Annotated in this window: 13 protein-coding genes; 3 read left to right on the forward strand and 10 right to left on the reverse strand. The window is 69.0% G+C overall.

What is annotated here, in order from left to right:
* Positions 1 to 37: 37 nt before the first annotated feature.
* The 6 genes from trxB to ACZ4Z1_RS16640 all read right to left on the reverse strand — a co-directional run bounded on the left by trxB (position 38) and on the right by ACZ4Z1_RS16640 (position 9,749).
* Complete coding sequence (gene trxB, locus ACZ4Z1_RS16615; RefSeq protein WP_468487308.1) at positions 38 to 1,012, reverse strand: thioredoxin-disulfide reductase; 975 nt, start codon at positions 1,010 to 1,012, stop codon at positions 38 to 40.
* A gap of 117 nt (positions 1,013 to 1,129) precedes the next feature.
* Positions 1,130 to 2,065 (reverse strand): anti-sigma factor family protein, encoded by a 936-nt coding sequence (locus ACZ4Z1_RS16620; protein ID WP_468487309.1) that lies wholly within the window; start codon positions 2,063 to 2,065, stop codon positions 1,130 to 1,132.
* Entirely contained in the window at positions 2,062 to 2,799 is a 738-nt protein-coding gene (sigM, locus tag ACZ4Z1_RS16625; RefSeq protein WP_468487310.1) for an RNA polymerase sigma factor SigM, read from the reverse strand. Before sigM ends, ACZ4Z1_RS16620 begins: the two co-directional genes overlap by 4 nt.
* 455 nt (positions 2,800 to 3,254) lie before the next feature.
* On the reverse strand, positions 3,255 to 4,976 hold the full coding sequence (locus tag ACZ4Z1_RS16630) for a protein kinase family protein (protein WP_468487311.1): 1,722 nt from the start codon (positions 4,974 to 4,976) through the stop codon (positions 3,255 to 3,257).
* Positions 4,977 to 5,083: 107 nt separating this feature from the next.
* Positions 5,084 to 7,372 carry a murein biosynthesis integral membrane protein MurJ gene (murJ, locus tag ACZ4Z1_RS16635; RefSeq protein ID WP_468487312.1) on the reverse strand — a complete coding sequence of 763 codons (2,289 nt, stop codon included), beginning with the start codon at positions 7,370 to 7,372 and terminating at the stop codon, positions 5,084 to 5,086.
* Positions 7,373 to 7,418: 46 nt separating this feature from the next.
* Positions 7,419 to 9,749, reverse strand: a complete 2,331-nt coding sequence (locus ACZ4Z1_RS16640; protein WP_468487313.1) for a DUF6049 family protein — start codon at positions 9,747 to 9,749, stop codon at positions 7,419 to 7,421.
* 210 nt (positions 9,750 to 9,959) lie between these two features.
* Here ACZ4Z1_RS16640 and ACZ4Z1_RS16645 point away from each other — a divergent pair, with 210 nt between their 5' ends.
* Positions 9,960 to 11,435: a CCA tRNA nucleotidyltransferase gene (locus ACZ4Z1_RS16645; protein WP_468487314.1), complete on the forward strand. Its 1,476-nt coding sequence runs from the start codon at positions 9,960 to 9,962 to the stop codon at positions 11,433 to 11,435.
* 69 nt (positions 11,436 to 11,504) lie between these two features.
* On the opposite strand, the gene ACZ4Z1_RS16650 is transcribed toward ACZ4Z1_RS16645, so the two are convergent.
* The 4 genes from ACZ4Z1_RS16650 to ACZ4Z1_RS16665 all read right to left on the reverse strand — a co-directional run bounded on the left by ACZ4Z1_RS16650 (position 11,505) and on the right by ACZ4Z1_RS16665 (position 15,386).
* Positions 11,505 to 11,807: an LppU/SCO3897 family protein gene (locus ACZ4Z1_RS16650; protein ID WP_468487315.1), complete on the reverse strand. Its 303-nt coding sequence runs from the start codon at positions 11,805 to 11,807 to the stop codon at positions 11,505 to 11,507.
* Between the two features lie 432 nt (positions 11,808 to 12,239).
* Complete coding sequence (locus ACZ4Z1_RS16655) at positions 12,240 to 13,499, reverse strand: MFS transporter (RefSeq protein WP_468487316.1); 1,260 nt, start codon at positions 13,497 to 13,499, stop codon at positions 12,240 to 12,242.
* Positions 13,500 to 13,578: 79 nt separating this feature from the next.
* On the reverse strand, positions 13,579 to 14,661 hold the full coding sequence (locus ACZ4Z1_RS16660; protein WP_468487317.1) for an inositol-3-phosphate synthase: 1,083 nt from the start codon (positions 14,659 to 14,661) through the stop codon (positions 13,579 to 13,581).
* A 47-nt stretch (positions 14,662 to 14,708) separates the two neighbouring features.
* The gene (locus ACZ4Z1_RS16665; RefSeq protein WP_468487318.1) at positions 14,709 to 15,386 is read right to left on the reverse strand and encodes a PadR family transcriptional regulator; all 678 of its coding nucleotides are present in this window, start codon (positions 15,384 to 15,386) and stop codon (positions 14,709 to 14,711) included.
* Between the two features lie 365 nt (positions 15,387 to 15,751).
* Between ACZ4Z1_RS16665 and ACZ4Z1_RS16670 the strand changes: the two genes are divergently transcribed.
* Both ACZ4Z1_RS16670 and ACZ4Z1_RS16675 read left to right on the forward strand, forming a co-directional pair.
* Complete coding sequence (locus ACZ4Z1_RS16670) at positions 15,752 to 18,436, forward strand: transglycosylase domain-containing protein (RefSeq protein WP_468487319.1); 2,685 nt, start codon at positions 15,752 to 15,754, stop codon at positions 18,434 to 18,436.
* Positions 18,437 to 18,542: 106 nt separating this feature from the next.
* On the forward strand, positions 18,543 to 20,024 hold the full coding sequence (locus ACZ4Z1_RS16675; RefSeq protein ID WP_468487320.1) for a glycosyltransferase family 87 protein: 1,482 nt from the start codon (positions 18,543 to 18,545) through the stop codon (positions 20,022 to 20,024).
* The last annotated feature ends 175 nt before the right edge of the window (positions 20,025 to 20,199 follow it).

The following is a 20,199-nucleotide window of genomic DNA, read 5'->3' on the forward strand; positions in this document are numbered from 1 at the left end:
ACTGGGTGGGGTTGGCGTCGGGGGCGTCTGGGCGGAGTCAGGCGGAGGCGGTCTTCTCCGGCTCGGGGACGTCCTCGCTGTCCGAGAGCGCGGCGAGGTGCCGCTCGGCGTCCAGGGCTGCGGAGCAGCCGGTGCCGGCCGCCGTGATCGCCTGGCGGTAGGTGTGATCGACGACGTCGCCGGCGGCGAAGACACCCGTGAGGTTCGTACGGGTGCTGGGGGCCTCCACCTGGAGGTAGCCCTCGTCGTCCAGCTCCAGCTGGCCCTTGAACAGCTCGGTCCGCGGGTCGTGGCCGATCGCGATGAACAGGCCGGTCACCGGGAGCTCCGAGGTCTCGCCGGTCTTGAGGTTGCGCAGCGTCAGCCCGGAGAGCTTGTTCTCGCCGTGGATCTCGGCGACCTCGCTGTCCCAGACGAAGTTGATCTTCGGGTCGGCGAAGGCCCGCTCCTGCATCGCCTTGCTCGCGCGCAGCGTGTCGCGGCGGTGGATGATCGTGACCGACTTGGCGAAGCGGGAGAGGAAGGTGGCCTCCTCCATCGCGGTGTCGCCGCCGCCGACCACGGCGATGTCCTGGTCCTTGAAGAAGAATCCGTCGCAGGTGGCGCACCACGAGACACCGCGGCCGGAGAGCTCGTCCTCACGGGGCAGACCCAGCTTGCGGTGCTGGGAGCCGGTGGTGACGATCACGGCCTTGGCGCGGTGGACGGTGCCGGCGGTGTCGGTGACGGTCTTGATCTCTCCGGTCAGGTCGACCGAGACCACGTCGTCCGGAACCAGTTCGGCGCCGAAGCGCTCGGCCTGGGCGCGCATGTTGTCCATCAGGTCGGGGCCCATGATGCCGTCGCGGAACCCGGGGAAGTTCTCCACCTCGGTGGTGTTCATCAGCGCGCCACCGGCGGTGACGGCGCCCTCGAAAACCAGCGGCTTCAGGGAGGCACGGGCGGTGTAGAGCGCGGCGGTGTAGCCCGCGGGCCCGGAGCCGATGATGATCACGTTACGGACGTCGCTCACGGGTGTCTTCCTTGTCTCTGCCGACTGCTTGCTGGGGCTCTCGGTGAACTCTCACCCCACCCAACGGATCCTAAGGGGCAAGCATTCCCGCGGTGCCCCGGCGCCCTTACCGCCGGTTCAGTCTCGCCGGTACGAGTGGGTCAGCAGCACCTTGCCCGGGGCGGGCGGTGAAGCGGAGACGCAGGAGGCCGAGATGACGTAGGCCGAGACGCGGTCGGTGTCGGTCGGGTGCGGCAGGATCACGAGGTACGCGTCCTGGCCCTCGTACGTGCTGTGTGTGGCGGCCAGGGGGGTCTCGGGCCGCCCGGTGCCGCGTTGCACGCAGGACGGAACGGTGTCCGTCGCGCCGCGCAGCGGGGTGTCGGGGGAGCTCTGCGTGCCGACATCCGGCTTCTTCTTGGTGTGCGACGAGGCGAGCAGGTCGTGGACCCGCGACTCCAGTGTGGCGGACGTCAGCGCGGACGCGGCTCCCGCGCTCTTCGTCGCTTCCTCGGTGTGGTGCTTGTGTGCACCAGCCTGGCCGCTGCCGGTGGACGCGTTCTGGAAGACGATTCCCCCGACCCCGATGACCGCAGCGGCGGCCGCGGCACCGAGCAGTGCCCTCGGCCAGCGCCGGCTCCGGGCCCGTCCACCGACCGCCCGGCGCCCCGGGCCGGAAGCCGCCCGGGGGTGCCCTGCGGGCCGGGTGACAGGCACAGGAGCGACGCTGGAGGGCACCTCTTCGGTTTCACGTGAAACCGAAACCACCTCGCTCGCTGACGTTTCACGTGAAACAACCGGTTCCTGCTCCGGCGCCGTGGAGTCGAGCAGAGCCTCGGCCGCCAACGCCGCGTCGATACGCTCCGCCACATCGGTCGGCATGCGAGTGGGGCCAGGGAGCGTGCCCAGCAGGCCCCGAATCTCCTCCAGAGAGGCGTGGACGTCCTCGCACAGCTCACAGCACGCCAGGTGATCCCGTAGATCAGCGCTGCGGGACGGCGAGAGCAGACCGTCCGTGAGTGCGGAGATCTCCGACACCTCCGGGTGCTCGTCCGTGTCGGTCGTCGAAGTCACGAGCGCCCACCTCCGCCCTTCACGGCATCTGTGTCCTTCGGCCCTGCCGCCTCTGGGACGGATGTCCCCTGCGCCCGGTTCCTTCCCCCGCTGACGGGTCTGCTATCCCCTTCACCCGGGCGCAGATGGGTGAGCATCGGAAGAAGCCGGGCCCGCCCTCGCGCACAGCGGCTCTTCACCGTCCCCGTGGGGACACCGAGGATCGCCGCGGCCTCGGCCACCGGATATCCCTGCATGTCAACGAGGACCAGTGCCGCACGTTGTTCCTCGGGCAGCGTGCGCAGCACACGGAGCAGCTCTCGGTGCAGATCCTGTCGCTCCGCCGGCACGGCAGCCGACTCGTGCGGCTCCAGCAACTGCTCCAGCCGCTCCGTCTCGGCAACCGGCGATGTCCGGCGGGAGGCCGCTTTGCGGGCCCGGTCCAGACAGGCGTTGACCGTGATGCGGTGCAACCAGGTCGTGACGGCCGACTGACCACGAAACGTATGAGCGGCCCGGTAAGCCGAGACAAGCGCATCCTGCACGGCATCCGCCGCTTCTTCCCGATCTCCGAGCGTACGAAGCGCCACCGCCCACAGCCGGTCCCGGTGGCGCCGCACTATCTCACCGAAGGCGTCGGGGTCGCCGGCCACATGGCGCGCGAGGAGGTCGGCATCGCTCACCACGTCAGAGCCGCCTGTCTCAGGCTCCACATGTCCCCCTGCTCGCGGCGGGTAGCGGATAGGTGGCTCCATTGAAGCCCGCCGGGCTGCGAAAGTAAACGTTGATCAGGCGCGAGGTCAGGCACCGGCATCGCGAGCGGCGCCCGCTGTTCCGGGGCTGAGGACACCACTGCTTCCGCGCTGTAAGACGGGCGTTTTTACGCGGCTCTCGGTGCGGGCCCGTGGGTATTTCGGCAATAACGCGGTGCATTGCGCCAAGCGGAACTGAAGGGCGGGTGGGTTCCGATGTTCCGTGTCTCCGGTTGACCGGCCGACCGGAGACACGGTTTTTCACGGGCCTTTTCCGGCGGTGAAGGCAGCCCCTCGCCTCGTTCGCGCAGTGGGTACGCGTGGGCAGAGTGCGCGCTCGTTCCGTACGCTCACTCGCGGCACGAAGCGTTGAACAGGCCTCGCGATTCGGCCGAAACACGTGGGAGCAGAGTGCGGCTCAAGCCCTTCGAGCGCCCCGCGAAAGGCGCTCGAAGGGGTCAGCCGTTGACCTTGATCTCCGAAATGCCGCCTCGGTAACCGTCTTCCGAGTCGTCGCTGGGCAGCTCGGTGATGTGGATCAGGACGTACCGCGTCTTGACGGGCTTGTCCAGCTTCACGGACAGCGAGGAGCCGGACTTCTCCAGCTTCGAGAGGCGCTGCGGGAACGCGCTGAGCGTGGTCGGGTTCGACGCGGCGGGATCGGCGGCCAGCACCTCGGCCGTCTGACCCGCGCGGTACATGCTGGCCTGCACCTCGGAGACGTCCTTGACGCTGCCGAGGTCGACGACCAGGCCGCTGCCGTCCGCGCGGTACGGGAGGTTGCCGAAGTTCGCCCAGCCCTTGAACAGCCCGGTCACCCAGGCAGTGCCCGGGTTCCCGTCCACGGCGTTCGACGCCGGGCTCCAGCGCCCGCCGACGGGCGCGCTGGTCCGGGGAGAGAACTCCGTAGCACTGTCGATCTTGATCGGCTTCGGGGCGGGCTTCTTCTGCTTACCGCTCTCGGGTTGGGTGTTCTCCTGGCTGTCCGGGCCTTCGCCCTGCAGGAGGGTGTCCGCCAGTTGCCAGCTGCCGAGACCCAGGGCGGCGATGAGCAGGCCGGACACGCACCACTTCAGGGCCCGGCCGGTGCGGCTCTGCAACGGTGGCGGCGGGGTGGGTACGGGCGCGGTCCGTGCTGTCGCGCCGCCGTTTCGCGACGGGGGCTGGCCGTACGAGCCCTGCTGGAAGCCGGTGCGCTGGTAGGGCGGCGGGGAGGTGAAGGACGTCTCCGGGGGGCGGATGCGCGGTATGGCCGTGACGGCCTTCGCCAGTTCCTCCGGGGTGGTGCAGGCCGGCTCCTGGCGGGAGGCGGTGGCACCGTCGTTGACCAGCGCGCGCATGGCGAGCTCGGACAGGCCGCGGTGCACTCCGGCCCGTACCTGGTCCGGCGGGATCATGCCGATGTCCTTGGGCAGCCCCGACAGGCCGTACGCGTCGCTCTCGTACGGCCAGCGCTGGGTGAGGGCGGCGTACAGGAGCGCGCCGATCGCCTCGGTGTCCGTGCGCTGGGGGTGCTCGCTGGTGATGCCGCGCAGTGCGGCCATCACGGCCAGGCCGCGGATGCGGTACTGCCCGGACTCGGTCCGCAGCACCGAACTCGGGTTGAGCCTGAGATGGGACAAGCCTTCCCGGTGGGCGGCGGCCATGGCCTGGGAGACCTGGCTGACGAGCTGGTAGGCGTCGTGCGGTTCGAGCGGGCCGTTCGCGAGGACGGCGGTCAGTTCCGTGGCGTCCGGCAGCCACTCGTGCACGACGTAGACGAGGTCGTTCTCCTCCACGGCGTCGAGGACCTGCACGAAGCGGGGGTCACCGAGCAGCGCGGCGGAGCGCGAAGCAGACAGCACGGGGCGGGCTCGCGGGTGGTCCGCGGGCAGGATGTGTACGCCGACGGCACGGCGCAGTTTCTCGTCGACCGCACGCCAGCTGCTGAATCCGTCCAGACGGGTGACGCACTCCTCCAGGCGGTAGCGTCTGGCGAGCTTGTGGCCGCTGTGCAGTTCGGGCGGCTTGGTGTCGGCCACCGCGGCAGGCTGATCGCCGGTGCGTGCGGTGTCCTGGTCCGTGCCGGTTACGCTCTCGGCCTCCGCACCGTCGTTCGTGGCCTGTCCCGCCTGGGCGGTCAGCGGTTTCTCACCGCTCGTGTCGGCCACGTCGACGGCAGCCGTGCTCCGTTCCGCCACCGTCGTTCCTGCCTCCCCATCCGTTGCAGGCTCTACGAGCCAAGACAATTGTGCCCACAGACCGCCACTATGCACGACACACGGTTGCGGCCGATGGTTGTGCCCGCTCAGCGCCCGAGCTTGGCGCGCACCATGCCGACCATGGCGTTCATCTCCTCGACCCGCATCCGCTTCGCGGCGAGGAAGAAGACGGCGATCAGTGTGACACCGCCACCGACCAAGGCGGCCAGCGAACCGGTGACGCCGCTGCCGAGCGCGAGGGTGATTCCGTATGCGGCCGCGCCGCCGACCAGGGCGGCGGGTACACAGGCACCGGCGAGACGGGCGTACGTACGAATGACGTGCGGTCCGTCCAGGTCGCCGCCCAGCCGTGTGCGCAGCCGCCGCCAGGCCACGCCGACGCCGACGGCGTAGGCCAGTCCATAGGAGGCCGCGAGGCCGACCACCACCCAGCGGGCCGGCAGGAGGAGGAAACACAGCCCGGAGCCCGCCGCGTTGACGGCGGCGACGATCACCGTGTTGTAGAACGGCGTGCGGGTGTCCTCGTAGGCGTAGAAACCGCGCAGGATGACGTACTGCGCGGAGTACGGGATCAGGCCGAGACCGAACGCCATGATCACGTAACCGATGTTGGTGGCACCGGCGCCCGCGCTGGAGAACATCAGTGTCGCCATGGGAACACCGAGCGCCAGGAACACGAAGGCGCACGGCACGATGGCCACGGCCGAGGTCCGCAGACCGTAGGAGATGTCGTCCCGTACGGCGGTGACGTCCCCGTCGTGCGCGGCCCGGGAGATGCGGGGCAGGACGGCGGTCATGACCGAGACGGTGATGATGGCCTGCGGCATCTGCCAGAGCTGCAGCGCGTAGTTGTATGCGGTGATACCGGTACCGGAGTGGCCCTCGCCCTCGGCGACCGAGCCGGCCCAGGTGGCGATCTGGGTCACCACGATCAGGCCGAGCTGGTTGGCGAGCACGAAGAAGAAGGTCCACTTGGCCAGCCGCGCCGCCTTCCCCAGCCCGTGGCCGCGCCAGTCGAAGCGCGGGCGGATGCGGAAACCGGCGTCCCGGAGGTAGGGGACCATGGCGAGCGCCTGCACGGTCAGCCCGAGCAGCGTGCCGATGCCCAGCAGCCGGATCGCGTCGGCGGAGACGTTGCCGGCGCTCACGCCGCTCTGCGAGAAGCTGCCGAAGACCCAGATGAACGCGCCGAACGTGGCGATCACGATGACGTTGTTGAGGACCGGGGTCCACATCATCGCGCCGAACCGGCCGCGGGCGTTCAGGATCTGTCCCAGCACGACGTGCACGCCCATGAAGAACATGGTCGGCAGGCAGTAGCGGGCAAAGGCGACCGCGACGTCCATCTGCTCGGGATCCGAGGCGATCTTCGGCGACATCATGCTGATGAAGACCGGAGCCGCCAGCACACAGACCGTGGTGACGCCGGCCATCAGCACGGTGACCAGGGTCAGGAGTCTGTTGGCGTACGCCTCGCCGCCGTCCTCGTCGTCCTTCATGGCCCGCACCAGCTGCGGGATGAAGACGGCGTTCAGGGCGCCGCCGCCGACGAGGATGTAGATCATCGTCGGCAGGGTGTTGGCGACCTGGTACGAGTCGTTGAGGGTGCCGACGCCGATCGCCGCGGCGATGACGAGGTTGCGTACGAAGCCCAGGATCCGGGAGACCAGCGTGCCCGCGGCCATGACGGCGCTGGACTTCAGCAGACTCGACGCGCGCCCGCCGGAGCGCTTGGCGGGCGCGGCGGGCTCCGGCGCGGGCGCCGGCGGCTGCTCCGGTACGGCAGCGGCCTGCGGAACAGGGTCCGGCTGCGGCGTCATCGGCTGCTGCGACGCGTACGGGCGCTGCGGCTCGTACGACTGTTGCGCTCCGTACGGGCGCTGCGCCTCGTGCGGCTTCTGTGACTCGTAGGGCCGCTGCGGCTCGTATGGCTGCTGCTGGTCGCGGTACAGGTGCGCGAAGGCGTCCTGCTCCGGGCGCTCGTCGGCGGCCTGCGTGATGAGGTCGTCCACCCCCACGAACTGCGTCGTCGCGGCGTCGTCACCGTACGGCAGGTGCCGGGTCGGGCCCTGGGGCTCGGGAGGCGGCGGCGGGGCCCAGACCTGGGGGTCCGGAGTGTGCTGCGGGGTGGGCGGCTGCTGATAGAGCGGGTTCGGGGCCTGGCCGGGAGGCGGCGGGGGGTGGGCCGACCGGTCGTAGAAGACGTCGTTCACCGGGTCCTGGGTCGTGGGGTCCTGCGACCGGTACGGGTCGTTGGCGTACGCGTCCTGCACATATGGATCATGGGGCGGCTGCCCCTGAGGTGTCGGCGGTCCCTGACCCGCGGGGGTGCCGTGCGCACCCCTGCCGCGGTCACCGTCGTACGGCGCATTCATCGCTGCCCCACCTCATCCGTCGCCGGCCATCCGGCCCCGCCAACTATCAACGGTCCACTTTCTCACCTGAGCCGGACGGGTCCGTGCTTCCCGAACCGGTGTCCGGCTCCGGGTCACCCGGCTGCCCCGGCTCGTCACCGTTCGTACCGCCGTTCCCGTCACCGCTGCCGTCGCCGGCCCCGTCGGCGCCCTCGCCACCGTCGGCGCCCTCGCCACCGTCGGTGCCCTCCCCGTCGTGCCGGCCGGCACGCTTGCGCTGGAGGTAGATGCGCACACCGGCCAGGACGAGCAGCAGCACACCGCCCGCGATCACCAGCATGATCGTCGAGGTGATCTCGGTGACGTTGACCTGGAAGGTCATCGGCCGGCCGTACGGCTTGCCCTCGGAGGTGTAGAGCTGCGCCGTCACCTGCACCGGGCCGTTGGCGTTCGCCGTCGTGTCGAACTTGAACGACTGGCTGTGACCGCCGTCGACCGTGATCTCCTGCGGCTCGCCCGTGTCGAGGCGGTTGGGCTGCGAGGACGAGAGTTCCAGCGTCAGGCCCTTCACGCCCTGGACCAGGTTGTTCTGCACCGTCACCGGAATGGTCGCGCTGCGTCCGGAGAGCGTCGCGTCCGACTTCTGGATCAGCTGCACGTTCTTCGTCAGGCCGTCGAGGTAGGTGCGTACGGAGCTGCGGAAGGCCGCGGCACCCGCCTCGTCACCCCGCCACTCGGTCGACATCTCCCGCATGATGGCGCTGCCGAACGGCGTCACCACCCGGCCGGGCTGGGACAGGACGGGCTCGAAGTCGTCCAGCGTGCTCTGGGTCTCCTGAATCTCCTCGAAGGCCGCGGTCGGCAGTTCCTGCTCGCGCAGTGAGGAGGGGTACGCGGAGTTCCTGGGCACGTCACGGTTGGCGTTCGGGTCGGGCGCGGCCTTGGCGGCACCCGCCAGGTTCAGCGGTTCGGCCCAGCGTCCCGGCACCAGGTTCTTCACGCCGGCGGCCATCGCCTGGGCCTGGCTGACCGAGGGCGTGCGCTGCGGGGCGATGACGATGTTGCGCTGCCGCTCGGGCTCCTGGCCGTTGACCATCAGGCTCTGGGCGAGGAACTCCTGGATGGCGAGGGTGGAGTTCTCGGCCTTGGACAGGTCGCCCTCGAAGGCGGTGGACAGCCGCGCGTCCGAGACGATCGCGGTGTTTCCGCTGCCGATGGGGCGGACCGCCGTCGGGCTGTAGGAGAGGTCGTTCTCCTGGAGGCTGTCGCTGCGGGCGATGATGTTGTGGGCGCCGCCGGAGGTGGCCACATCCACGATCGAGGAGTCGATCGCGCCCTCGACGGGCCAGGCGAAGTCGGTACGGGGCTTGACGCCCAGGATCGTCTCCACGGTCGTGGCCGCCAGCGTCGTGGCGGGTCCGAGGTGACCGAGGGCGCTGGGGACCTCCTTGCCACGGTGGGCGAGAGAGGCCAGGTCGGGGTCGCCGAAGGGGAGGGCGACGACCTCGTGGGTCTTGACGGCCTCCTCCACCTGGCTCAGCCACTGCTTGGCGACCGCCTGGTTCTTGCCCGCCGTGGGGCCGTTCGGCCCTTCGACCTTGTAGGTCTTGGTCATCGCGTCGACGGAGGCGAGCACGTCGGGGTCGATGACGAAGGTGACGGGGAGGTCCTTGCCGAGCGCCACGAGCTGCTGGAGACGCCCGCCGGGGGCGATCTCGGCGGCCAGGTTGTCGTTGCGGAAGACGGGGGTCTGCTCCGCGTCCGCGTCGGTCTCCGCGGTGAGGTGCGTCGAGGAGATCAGCGGCCACAGGTACGTGAGCTGCGTCTTCTTCGCCACGTCGGAGGTCTGCCAGGGCAGGAACGTCCGCTGTACGCCGAGCACCTGGTCGTACGAGGAATCTCCGGCCCGGCCGGAAAGGGAGACACCGAGCTGGTAGACGCCGTCGTCACCCAGGTCGAGGTCCTTGACCGGCACGTGGAGGGTGAAGGTGCGGCTGACGCCCGGAGCCAGCTTGTCGATCTTCTGTGTGCGGTTCTCGATCTCCTCGCCGTCCGCGGAGGGAGAGAAGCCGGTGCGCTTGGCGGCCGTGTCGATGGCGCTGCGGCTGGTGAGGGCCTGGCCCTTCCGCAGGCCCACGTGCGCGTCGGTGATCGCGGAGTCGCTGCGGTTGGTGAGCGTGCCGGAGACGGTGAGGGTGTCGTCCTTCTTCGGCACGGTGGGGGTGAGCGCGTCGATGGAGACGTCGACGGTGCGTGGGCCGGCGGCATGGGCTTCGGGGGCGGCCGGGAACTGCAGCATGGCCGCCAGCAACGGCACTCCGGCGATCAGTGCCGCGGCCCGGCGCAACCACCGACCGCGCGGCCGTTCACTCCCCTGGAACCCTGCCGCCTCGGCCACGCGTTCGCCCGTCCCTCGTCGTCGTCAGTGGTCGTCGGAATGTGCGTCCACGCATGGTAACGAGGCCCGCTGTGCTGAAGTGCTGGGGACTGCTCCACAAGATCGCTCGTTGGTCCGGCGCGGGAGGGCCTTGTCCTCTTTCCGTGGGGATGCCCGGCTGGGCGGGCGAGAGGAGGCTTCGCCGGACGCGGACACGTACCCTGTTCTGTTGTGCCGAACGCCAACAATGACTTCCTCGCCCCGCAGTCCGAGCGGACCTCGCAGCCGACGAACGCCCTGAGCCAGGCGCAGCGCCGTGCCGTCAGCGAACTGCTGCGGGTGTCCCCCGTCGCGGACGATCTGGCCCGCCGTTTCCAGGAGGCCGGGTTCACGCTTGCCCTGGTCGGCGGTTCGGTGCGGGACGCGCTGCTCGGCCGGCTCGGCAACGACCTGGACTTCACCACCGACGCCCGCCCCGAGGACGTGCTGCGGATCGTGCGGCCGTGGGCGGACGCGCTGTGGGAGGTCGGTATCGCCTTCGGCACGGTCGGCTGCAAGAAGGACTCGTTCGACATCGAGGTCACCACGTACCGCTCCGAGGCCTACGACCGGACCTCGCGCAAGCCCGAGGTGTCCTACGGCGACTCCATCGAGCAGGACCTGGTGCGCCGGGACTTCACGGTGAACGCCATGGCGGTGGCGCTGCCGGAGAAGGAGTTCGTCGACCCGCACAACGGTCTGGAGGACCTGGCGGAGCGCGTCCTGCGGACGCCGGGGACGCCGGAGGAGTCGTTCTCCGACGACCCGCTGCGGATGATGCGGGCTGCCCGGTTCGCGGCCCAGCTGGACTTCGAGGTGGCCGAGGACGTCGTCTCCGCCATGAAGGCCATGGCCGAGCGCATCGACATCGTCTCCGCCGAGCGGGTGCGGGACGAACTGAACAAGCTGCTGTTGGGCGCGCACCCGCGCAAGGGACTCAAGCTGCTGGTCGACACGGGGATCGCCGACCGGGTGCTGCCGGAGCTGCCGGCCCTGCGGCTGGAAAGTGACGAACATCACCGTCATAAGGACGTCTACGAACACTCGCTGACCGTGCTGGAGCAGGCCATCGACCTCGAAGAGGACGGCCCCGACCTGGTGCTGCGGCTGGCGGCGCTGCTGCACGACATCGGCAAGCCGAAGACGCGGCGCTTCGAGAGCGACGGCCGGGTCTCCTTCCATCACCACGAGGTCGTGGGCGCGAAGATGACCAAGAAGCGGATGACCGCGCTGAAGTACTCCAACGACATGATCAAGGACGTCTCACGGCTGGTGGAGCTGCACCTGCGCTTCCACGGCTACGGGACGGGCGAGTGGACCGACTCCGCGGTCCGCCGGTACGTGCGGGACGCCGGCCCGCAGCTGGAGCGTCTGCACAAGCTGACGCGTTCGGACTGCACCACCCGCAACAAGCGCAAGGCGAACGCGCTCTCCCGTGCCTATGACGGGCTGGAGGAGCGGATCGCGCGGCTCCAGGAACAGGAGGAGCTGGACTCGATCCGGCCGGACCTGGACGGCAACGACATCATGCAGGTCCTCGGCGTCGCCCCCGGCCCGGCGGTCGGCAAGGCCTACAAGCACCTGCTCGAACTGCGGCTGGAGAACGGCCCGATGGAGCGGGACCAGGCCGTCGCGGCCCTCCAGGAGTGGTGGGCCACGCAGACCTGAGCCTGCGGTTCCACGTGAAACACGGGACCCTGAGCCGATTCGTGTTTCACGTGAAACCAGCCGCAGCGCCTACTTCTTGATGTCCTCCAGGCAGAGCACGACCTTGCTGCGGTGCCTACGTCCGGTGGCCTCCGAATAGGCGTTGTACTTCGTCAGGTCGCAGAGCTTCTCGTCGGTGGTGTCGTCATGCACCTCGGCGACCTTGTAGGCGGCATCGGAGGCGGCGCAGTCCACCTTCTCCAGGTCCGGCCGGATGGTCGTGCCGTTGTTCTTCATACAGTCACCGACGGCGGCCTTCTTGGCGTCCGAGCTGAAGATGGCGTTGAAGGCCGCAAGGCCACCGAGCGCCAGGGCGAGCACGACGAAGGTCATGATGACGCGGGTGACCTTCCGGCCCGCGGTGTCCGGCCGCTGAGGATTGGGCGGCTGAGGCGACGGGCCCCGGGGCGGCATGCCGTAAGGCTGCTGCGGGGGCGCTGCCTGCGGCCAGGGGGCACCTTGCTGTTGCGGCGCCTGCGGCGGATACGCGTAGCCGCCTTGAGGCTGGCCGTACGGCGCCTGGGGAGCCTGCGGGGGCGGTCCATAGGGATTCGGCCCCTGTGGCGGTTGCCCGTACGGTGCGCTCGGCGCCTGCGGGTACGGATTCTGGCCGTAGGGATTCTGCCCGTACGGATTCTGGCCCGGAGGCGGCGGCATGGTCACGAAGATCCCCCTGATGAACGATGCGTCATGTGTGTGCGAAGCACGTAACGTATCGGGCCGCGAGGTGACCCGGTGGCCGACGGGGAGCCAGAGGCCTGTGACCTAGCTCCGCAGGAAGCGCACCAGCGACATGGCGGTCGCCGCGTGAAGCAGTGCCACGCCGATGACGAGCACGCTCGACCTGCCGTCCGGCGGCAACATCAGCGCTGCCACGGCCGCGGCGCCGACGTAGGCGACGTTGAAGAGCATGTCGTAGACGGCGAAGACACGGCCGCGGAAGGCGTCGTCCACGGAGGATTGCACCACCGTGTCCGTGGAGATCTTGGCGGCCTGAGTGCTGAGGCCGAGCACGAAGGCGGCCAACAGCATCGGGCCGTACACGAAGGACAGCCCCAGGGCAGGAGCCAGCACGGCTGACAGCCCCGCACAGCACGCCATCCAGACCAGCGGACCGAAGCGGGCCACGACCGGCGGCGTGATCACCGCGGCGGCGAAGAAGCCGGCTCCTGACACGCCGACGGCGATGCCGAGGAGCGCCAGCCCGTCCGATTCACTGTCGGACCAGGCATACCGGCACAGCATCAGCACCATGACGGTCAGCGCTCCGTAGCAGAAGCGCAACGCGGTCATCGCTGTCAGCGCCGCCGTGGCGGTCCGGCGCTCCGCAAGGTGGCGCAGGCCCTCCACCAGGCCACGGGTGGTACTCGACAAGGCGGCACCCAAGCGCGACTGGAGCTGCGAGGTGTCGGGCCCGAGCAGCCCGGGGCCCATCCGCAGAGACACACCGGCAGCGCAGAGATAAAGGGTGGCTGCCAGCACCACGACGACCGAGTTCGACTCGACCCCCGCAAGCCGGGCGGCGAAGGCGAGGCCACCGCCCGCGGTGGTCGCGAGAGTGCCGGCGGTCGGGGAGAGGGAGTTGGCCATCACCAGCTGCTCCGTGCCGTCGACCACGCGGGGCAGGGCGGCCGAGAGCCCGGCCAGCACGAAGCGGTTGACGGCCATGACGCAGAGGGCGGACGCGTAGAAGAGCCAGTCCGGGACCTGTGCGGTGACCAGGGCCGCAGTGCCGATGGCGAGCGCGGTGCGCAGCAGGTTGCCGTACAGCAGCACCTGCCGACGGCGCCAGCGGTCGAGGAGAACGCCCGCGAAGGGGCCGAGCAGCGAGTACGGGAGCAGCAGCACCGCCATGGCGGAGGCGATGGCCGCGGGAGATGCCTGTTTCTCGGGTGAGAAGACGACGTACGTGGCGAGCGCGACCTGGTAGACACCGTCGGCGGCCTGGGAGAGCAGCCGTACGGCCAGCAGGGAGCGGAAGTCGCGTAGTCGGAGCAGTACGCGGAGGTCACGCGCAACGGGCATGAGACCCAGCCTCACACAGCTCACAGGCCCCCGGACGGAATTTCCGGGGGCCTGTGATCACGGGGGAAGGGCGCGGTGCTTAGCGCTCGACCTCACCCTTGATGAACTTCTCGACGTTCGCGTGCGCCTCGTCGTCGAAGTACTGCACCGGCGGCGACTTCATGAAGTACGAGGAAGCGGAGAGCACCGGGCCACCGATGCCGCGGTCCTTGGCGATCTTCGCGGCGCGCAGGGCGTCGATGATGACACCCGCGGAGTTCGGGGAGTCCCAGACCTCCAGCTTGTACTCCAGGTTCAGCGGGACGTCACCGAAGGCGCGGCCCTCCAGGCGCACGTAGGCCCACTTGCGGTCGTCCAGCCAGGCGACGTAGTCCGACGGGCCGATGTGGACGTTGTCCTCGCCCAGCTCGCGGTCGCGGATCTGCGAGGTGACGGCCTGGGTCTTGGAGATCTTCTTGGACTCCAGGCGCTCCCGTTCGAGCATGTTCTTGAAGTCCATGTTGCCGCCGACGTTCAGCTGCATCGTGCGGTCCAGGACGACGCCCCGGTCCTCGAAGAGCTTGGCCATCACGCGGTGCGTGATCGTGGCGCCGACCTGGGACTTGATGTCGTCACCGACGATCGGCACGCCTGCTTCGGTGAACTTGTCCGCCCACTCCTTGGTGCCGGCGATGAAGACCGGGAGGGCGTTGACGAAGGCGACCTTGGCGTCGATGGCGCACTGGGCGTAGAACTTCGCGGCGTCCTCGGAGCCGACGGGCAGGTAGCACACCAGGACGTCGACCTGCTGGTCCTTGAGGACCTGGACGATGTCCACCGGCGCCTCGTCGGACTCCTCGATGGTCTGGCGGTAGTACTTGCCCAGGCCGTCGAGGGTGTGGCCGCGCTGGACGGTCACACCGGAGTTCGGCACGTCGCAGATCTTGATGGTGTTGTTCTCGCTGGCGCCGATGGCGTCCGCCAGGTCGAGGCCGACCTTCTTGGCGTCGACGTCGAAAGCGGCCACGAACTCGATGTCCCGCACGTGGTAGTCGCCGAACTGCACGTGCATCAGGCCGGGCACGCGGCTGTCCGGGTCTGCGTCCTTGTAGTACTCGACGCCTTGTACCAGCGAGGCGGCGCAGTTGCCCACGCCGACGATGGCTACGCGAACCGAACCCATTCCGGTTGCTCCCTGTGATCTCGACAAGGCCCCGCGACTGCGGGACCTCATGTGGTGGTGTCATCGGACGGGTCCGGCCGGGAAGCACCCCGACGCCGGGGCAGGCCGCCCGTATCTCCTGACGTGTCCTTCCGTCCCTGCTCCGCGGGGTCCGCGGCGCGCTGATCGCGACCCGCGCGCTCGCTCTCGATCAGCTCGTTGAGCCACCGGACCTCGCGTTCCACGGACTCCATTCCGTGCCGCTGCAGTTCGAGGGTGTAGTCGTCCAGCCGCTCGCGCGAACGTGCCAGGGAGGTGCGCATCTTTTCGAGGCGTTCCTCCAGCCGGCTGCGGCGGCCTTCCAGGACCCGCATCCGTACGTCGCGCGAGGTCTGCCCGAAGAAGGCGAAGCGGACGCCGAAGTGTTCGTCCTCCCACGCGTCCGGGCCGGAGTGGGCGAGCAGCTCCTCGAAGTGGCTCTTCCCCTCCGCCGTCAGGCGGTAGACGATCTTCGCCCGGCGGCCGGTGAGGGACGTGGGCGCGGGTTCCGCGGAACCGCCCGTCTCCTCGGTCAGCCAGCCGTTGGCGACCAGCGCCTTCAGGCAGGGGTAGAGCGTGCCGTAGCTGAACGCACGGAAGACCCCCAGCGAGGTGTTGAGCCGTTTGCGCAGCTCATAGCCGTGCATAGGGGACTCGCGGAGCAGTCCGAGGACGGCGAACTCAAGGATGCCGGACCGCCTGCTCATGCCCGCCTCCTTGGTGCCGTGCGTTCTTTATGCCGAGCTGATGTATCGATCCGATACATCCAGACGATAGATCGGGACCACCGGAGGAACAAGAGGGGGGACGGTGAACGCCATCACATCACCGTTTCGTTCTACCCAACCTGACTGATTTGGAGTGAATTTCAACAGTGGGCAGGTTTTGGCCGTGCGTAGTCTGTGCGCCATGCAAACTGCCGGGAACCGTGGGGCGGAACATGACGTCCCCGTCCTCGGTGTAGTGCGACCCCATGAGCCATATGGGTGCCGTACGTCGGGGGGACCTGAAGCCAACTGCCGCCTTCAGGCGACGAGATAGATAGCGCGCCTGCCCGAGGAGTATTCGTTCCATGAGCGAGCACCGTCGCAAACCGCCCCAGCCGCAGGGCGGCGGACGTGCTGCGGCCCGACGAGCCGCACAGCAATCATCGGGGCGCCGTGCCGCGCCCACCCGCGGCTCCACCCCTGCCCCCGGTCCCGACGCCGGAGCGTACGGGCAGGAACGGCCGGCCGGCGGCAGAGCCGAGGCCCGGCGCGCCGCACAACGCGGCGGCCGACGACGGACTTCCGACACGGCGGCGATGGCCTCGGGCAGTGGCCACGGAGGCCGCGGCGGTGGCCGCCGCACCGGTGGCGGCAATGAAGGCGGTCGCGGGCGGGGCCGGGGAGCGGGCAGGCCCGGCAAGAAGCGGTTCATCGACTACCCGCGCTCGGGCAAGATCGGCTGGCGCCGGTTCATGCCGTCCTGGAAGCAGGTCCTCGGCAGCTGTATCGGCTTCCTCGCGCTGATCGTCGGTGCGGCCGGCCTGGCGCTCGCCTATGTGGACATCCCGAACCCGCAGAAGGCCTCCCAGCTGCAGAAGAACGTCTACTACTGGTCCAACGGCAAGCCGATGGTCGTCGCCGGCGGCGGTGAGCTCAATCGCCAGATCGTGCCGATCACCTCGATCCCCAAGTCCATGCAGAACGCGGTGATCTCCGCCGAGAACGCGTCGTTCGAAAAGGACTCGGGCGTCGACCCGATGGGTATCGCCCGTGCGGTCTTCAACATGGCCAAGGGCGGTGAGACCCAGAGTGGTTCCACCATTACCCAGCAGTACGTCAAGAACACCTACCTCGACCAGTCGCAGACCCTCAAGCGCAAGCTGACCGAGCTGTTCATCTCCATCAAGGTGGGCATCAAGGAGAAGAAGCCCACGATCCTGGCCGGTTACCTCAACACCGCCTATTACGGGCGGGGAGCCTACGGGATCCAGGCGGCGTCGCGCGCGTACTACGGCAAGGACTGCGACAAGCTCACGCCGAGCGAGGGGGCGTTCCTGGCCTCGCTGCTCAACGGCCCCAACCTCTACGACCCGTACATCACGACGGAGGCCAAGGGCGCGAACCTCAAACGCGCCGAGGCCCGCTGGAAGTGGACGCTGGACCGTGAGGTCGAGGTCGGGCGGATGCCCAAGGCGGAGCGGGACCAGATCAAGGAATTCCCGATGCCCAGGAAGCCCAAGAAGGCCATGGACCTCCGCGGCCAGAAGGGTTACCTGGTCGACCTGGCGAACAACTACATCACGGCGAACACCAAGATCACTGACGTCATGCTGAAGAAGGGCGGCTACGAGATCCACACGACCTTCGACGAGAAGAAGGTCAACGAGCTCGCGGCGTCCGTGGACAAGGTCACCAAGGAGCACATCAAGCCGGACAAGCGCGACGTGGACAAGCACGTCCAGTTCGGCGGCGCCTCGGTCGAACCGGGGACCGGCAAGATCGTCGCCATCTACGGCGGCAAGGACGCGACCCAGCACTACACGAACAACGCGGACTACACCGGTGTCCAGGTCGGTTCGACCTTCAAGCCGTTCGTGCTCGCGGCGGCGATGAGCGACGGCGTACGGGACCCGCACAACCCCGAACGGCGCACGCGCGTCTCGCCGAACAGCATCTACAACGGCGACAACAAGCTGAAGCTGCTGAACTACGACGGGTCCGTCTGGCACGACAAGGACGGCAAGGAGTGGCACCAGGCGAACGACGGCAACGAGGACCGCGGAAAGATCACTCTGCGCACCGCGATGCAGTTCTCGGTGAACACCCCCTACATCCAGCTCGGCATGGACGTCGGCCGTGACAAGGTGAAGGAAGCGGCCATCGCCGCCGGGCTCCGCGACGACCAGAGCATGGCGAAGACCACGCCGACCTTCTCCCTGGGCACCTCGGCGCCGAGCGCGATCCGGCTGGCCGGCGCGTACGCCACCTTCGCCGCCAGTGGCCAGCAGGACGACCCGTACTCGATCGAGTCCGTCGAGAAGGACGGCCAGACCCTGTACGAGCACACCAAGAAGCCCAAGACGGGCTTCAGCGCCGCGGTCGCGGACAACGTGACGGACGTGCTGAAGACCGTGGTGGAGAAGGGCACCGGTACGGCTGCGAAGCTGCCCGGCGGGCGTGAGGCGGCCGGCAAGACCGGTACCACCGACGACAACAAGTCGGCCTGGTTCGCCGGCTACACGAAGCAGCTGGCCACCACGATCGGCATGTGGCGGGTCGACGACCAGGCCAAGCAGCAGCAGTTCCTGAAGATGTATGGCGTCGGTGGCGAGGAGAAGATCCACGGTGCCTCGTTCCCGGCCCGAATCTGGGCGGATTACATGGCGCAGGTCATGAAGGGCAAGAAGCTCGAACACTTCCCGGACCCGGCGCCGATCGGCCAGACGGTCTACGGAGACGGCATGAGCCCGTCCCCGAAGCCCACTCCGACCACTCCTCCGCCCAGCTCCCCGACGCCGACCCCCAGCAAGTCGGCACCGACCACGCCCCCTGCCAGCCCCAAGCCGACCAACACGTGCGCGGACTGGGACCTCAACTGCCAGAGCAACGGCGGAGCGACCGGCGGCGGGGACACCGGCGGACGTCCGGGCGGCGGAGACTCCGGCGGCACCACCTCGACGCCTGACCCGAGCACCGGTGGGCCCGGAGGCGACGAAGGCGGCATCTTCGGCGCCCCGGCCGGCGGCGCGTCAGGTGGCCGACGCGATTGACCGGCGACTGTTTCACGTGAAACGTGACGGAGAAGCCCCCGGACCCGTGAAAACGGGCCGGGGGCTTCTCCGCGTTCGGCCCAGGGCCGTACGGCAGGATGGGCGCATGACGAGCGTGCGACAGGACGAGCCGGTACGGCCGACGCGACGGGACGAGGTGGCGGCGGCCGGCAGCGAGCTGATCGGCGGCCCTGCCGGGCGGCGCGCGCTCTTCGGCACGGGCTGGTGGAATCCGGTACGCGTCATCGCGCTTGTCATGATCGGGATGTTCGCGCTCGGCATGGTGCAGAAGCTGCCGTGCTACGAAAGCGGATGGTTCTTCGGAGCCACCAGCCAGTACACCCACGCCTGCTACTCCGACATCCCCCACCTGTACGCGGGCCGCGGCTTCGCCGACGGCCTGATCCCTTACTTCGACAAACTGCCCGGCGACATGGAGTACCTCGAATACCCGGTGCTCACCGGCGTGTTCATGGAGGTCGCCTCCTGGCTGACCCCGCACGGCGGCTCCATGCAGGAGCGTGAGCAGATCTACTGGCTGGTCAACGCCGGCATGCTGATGGCCTGCGCCGCGGTCCTCGCGGTATGCGTGGCACGCACCCACCGCCGACGGCCCTGGGACGGCCTCCTGGTCGCCCTCGCCCCCGCCCTCGCGCTCACCGCGACCATCAACTGGGACCTCCTGGCCGTCGCGCTGACTGCCGTCGCAATGCTGATGTGGTCGCGCAGCCGGGCCCTTGCGGCAGGCGTGTTCATCGGGCTCGCGACCGCCGCGAAGCTGTACCCGGTGCTGCTGCTCGGCCCGCTGCTCGTGCTGTGCTGGCGGGCCGGGCAGTGGCGCGCCTACGGCAAGGCCGTCGCCGGCACCGTGGCCGCGTGGCTGGTGGTCAACGTGCCGGTGATGATCACGCACGACGGGTCCGGATTCCACATCCGTGAGGGCTGGGCGAAGTTCTACACCTTCAGCCAGGAGCGGCCCATCGACTTCGGTTCGATCTGGCTGCTCATCTCCCAGCGCACCGGCAACCCGCTGGAGGACGCCAACACCTATGCGACGCTGCTGATGATCGTAGGCTGCGGCGCCCTGGCACTGCTCACCTTCTACGCGCCGCGCCGGCCGCGGTTCGCGCAGCTCGCCTTCCTGGTCGTCGCGCTGTTCATCCTCACCAACAAGGTCTACTCGCCGCAGTACGTGCTGTGGCTGATTCCGCTCGCCGCGCTGGCGCGGCCACGCTGGCGCGACTTCCTGGTGTGGCAGGCGTGCGAGGTCATGTACTTCCTCGGCATCTGGCTGTATCTGGCCTACACGGGCAACGGTGACAAGCACCAGGGGCTGCCGCTGGAGGGCTACCAGCTGGCCATAGCGCTGCACCTGCTGGGGACGCTGTACCTGTGTGCCGTGGTCGTGCGCGACGTGTTGCTGCCGGAGCGGGACGTCGTACGCAGGGACGGCGACGACGACCCGTCGGGCGGCGTGCTGCAACACGCACCGGACGTCTTCGTACTCGGCCGTGCGCACCACCTGTCACGGCACGCCATGCAGTTCGAGGGAGCGCCGCAGGTGCGCTGGGGCGCGGCCCGGGACTAGCCACTCGGGGGGCGACGCGCACAGTAAGGGCCCGGGGGGGGGGGGGGGGGGGGGGGGGGGGGGGGGGGGGGGGGGTTTTTTTTTTTTTTGTTGGGAGGCTGTGGCTGTGTTTCCGCCCCCTCGTGTCTTGCTTCCTCCCCCCACCAAAAGAAAAAAAAAGAAGCCACCCACTCAC

This window comes from Streptomyces sp. NPDC030165, assembly GCF_055573595.1.

What these genes read in the sequence shown, in the direction of transcription:
- sigM (WP_468487310.1), bottom strand. Translation starts at nt 2,799, where the DNA reads ATGGAGCCACCTATCCGCTACCCGCCGCGAGCAGGGGGACATGTGGAG.
- murJ (WP_468487312.1), bottom strand. Translation starts at nt 7,372, where the DNA reads ATGAATGCGCCGTACGACGGTGACCGCGGCAGGGGTGCGCACGGCACC.
- ACZ4Z1_RS16650 (WP_468487315.1), bottom strand. Translation starts at nt 11,807, where the DNA reads ATGACCTTCGTCGTGCTCGCCCTGGCGCTCGGTGGCCTTGCGGCCTTC.
- ACZ4Z1_RS16655 (WP_468487316.1), bottom strand. Translation starts at nt 13,499, where the DNA reads ATGCCCGTTGCGCGTGACCTCCGCGTACTGCTCCGACTACGCGACTTC.
- ACZ4Z1_RS16660 (WP_468487317.1), bottom strand. Translation starts at nt 14,661, where the DNA reads ATGGGTTCGGTTCGCGTAGCCATCGTCGGCGTGGGCAACTGCGCCGCC.
- ACZ4Z1_RS16665 (WP_468487318.1), bottom strand. Translation starts at nt 15,386, where the DNA reads ATGAGCAGGCGGTCCGGCATCCTTGAGTTCGCCGTCCTCGGACTGCTC.
- ACZ4Z1_RS16670 (WP_468487319.1), top strand. Translation starts at nt 15,752, where the DNA reads ATGAGCGAGCACCGTCGCAAACCGCCCCAGCCGCAGGGCGGCGGACGT.
- ACZ4Z1_RS16675 (WP_468487320.1), top strand. Translation starts at nt 18,543, where the DNA reads ATGACGAGCGTGCGACAGGACGAGCCGGTACGGCCGACGCGACGGGAC.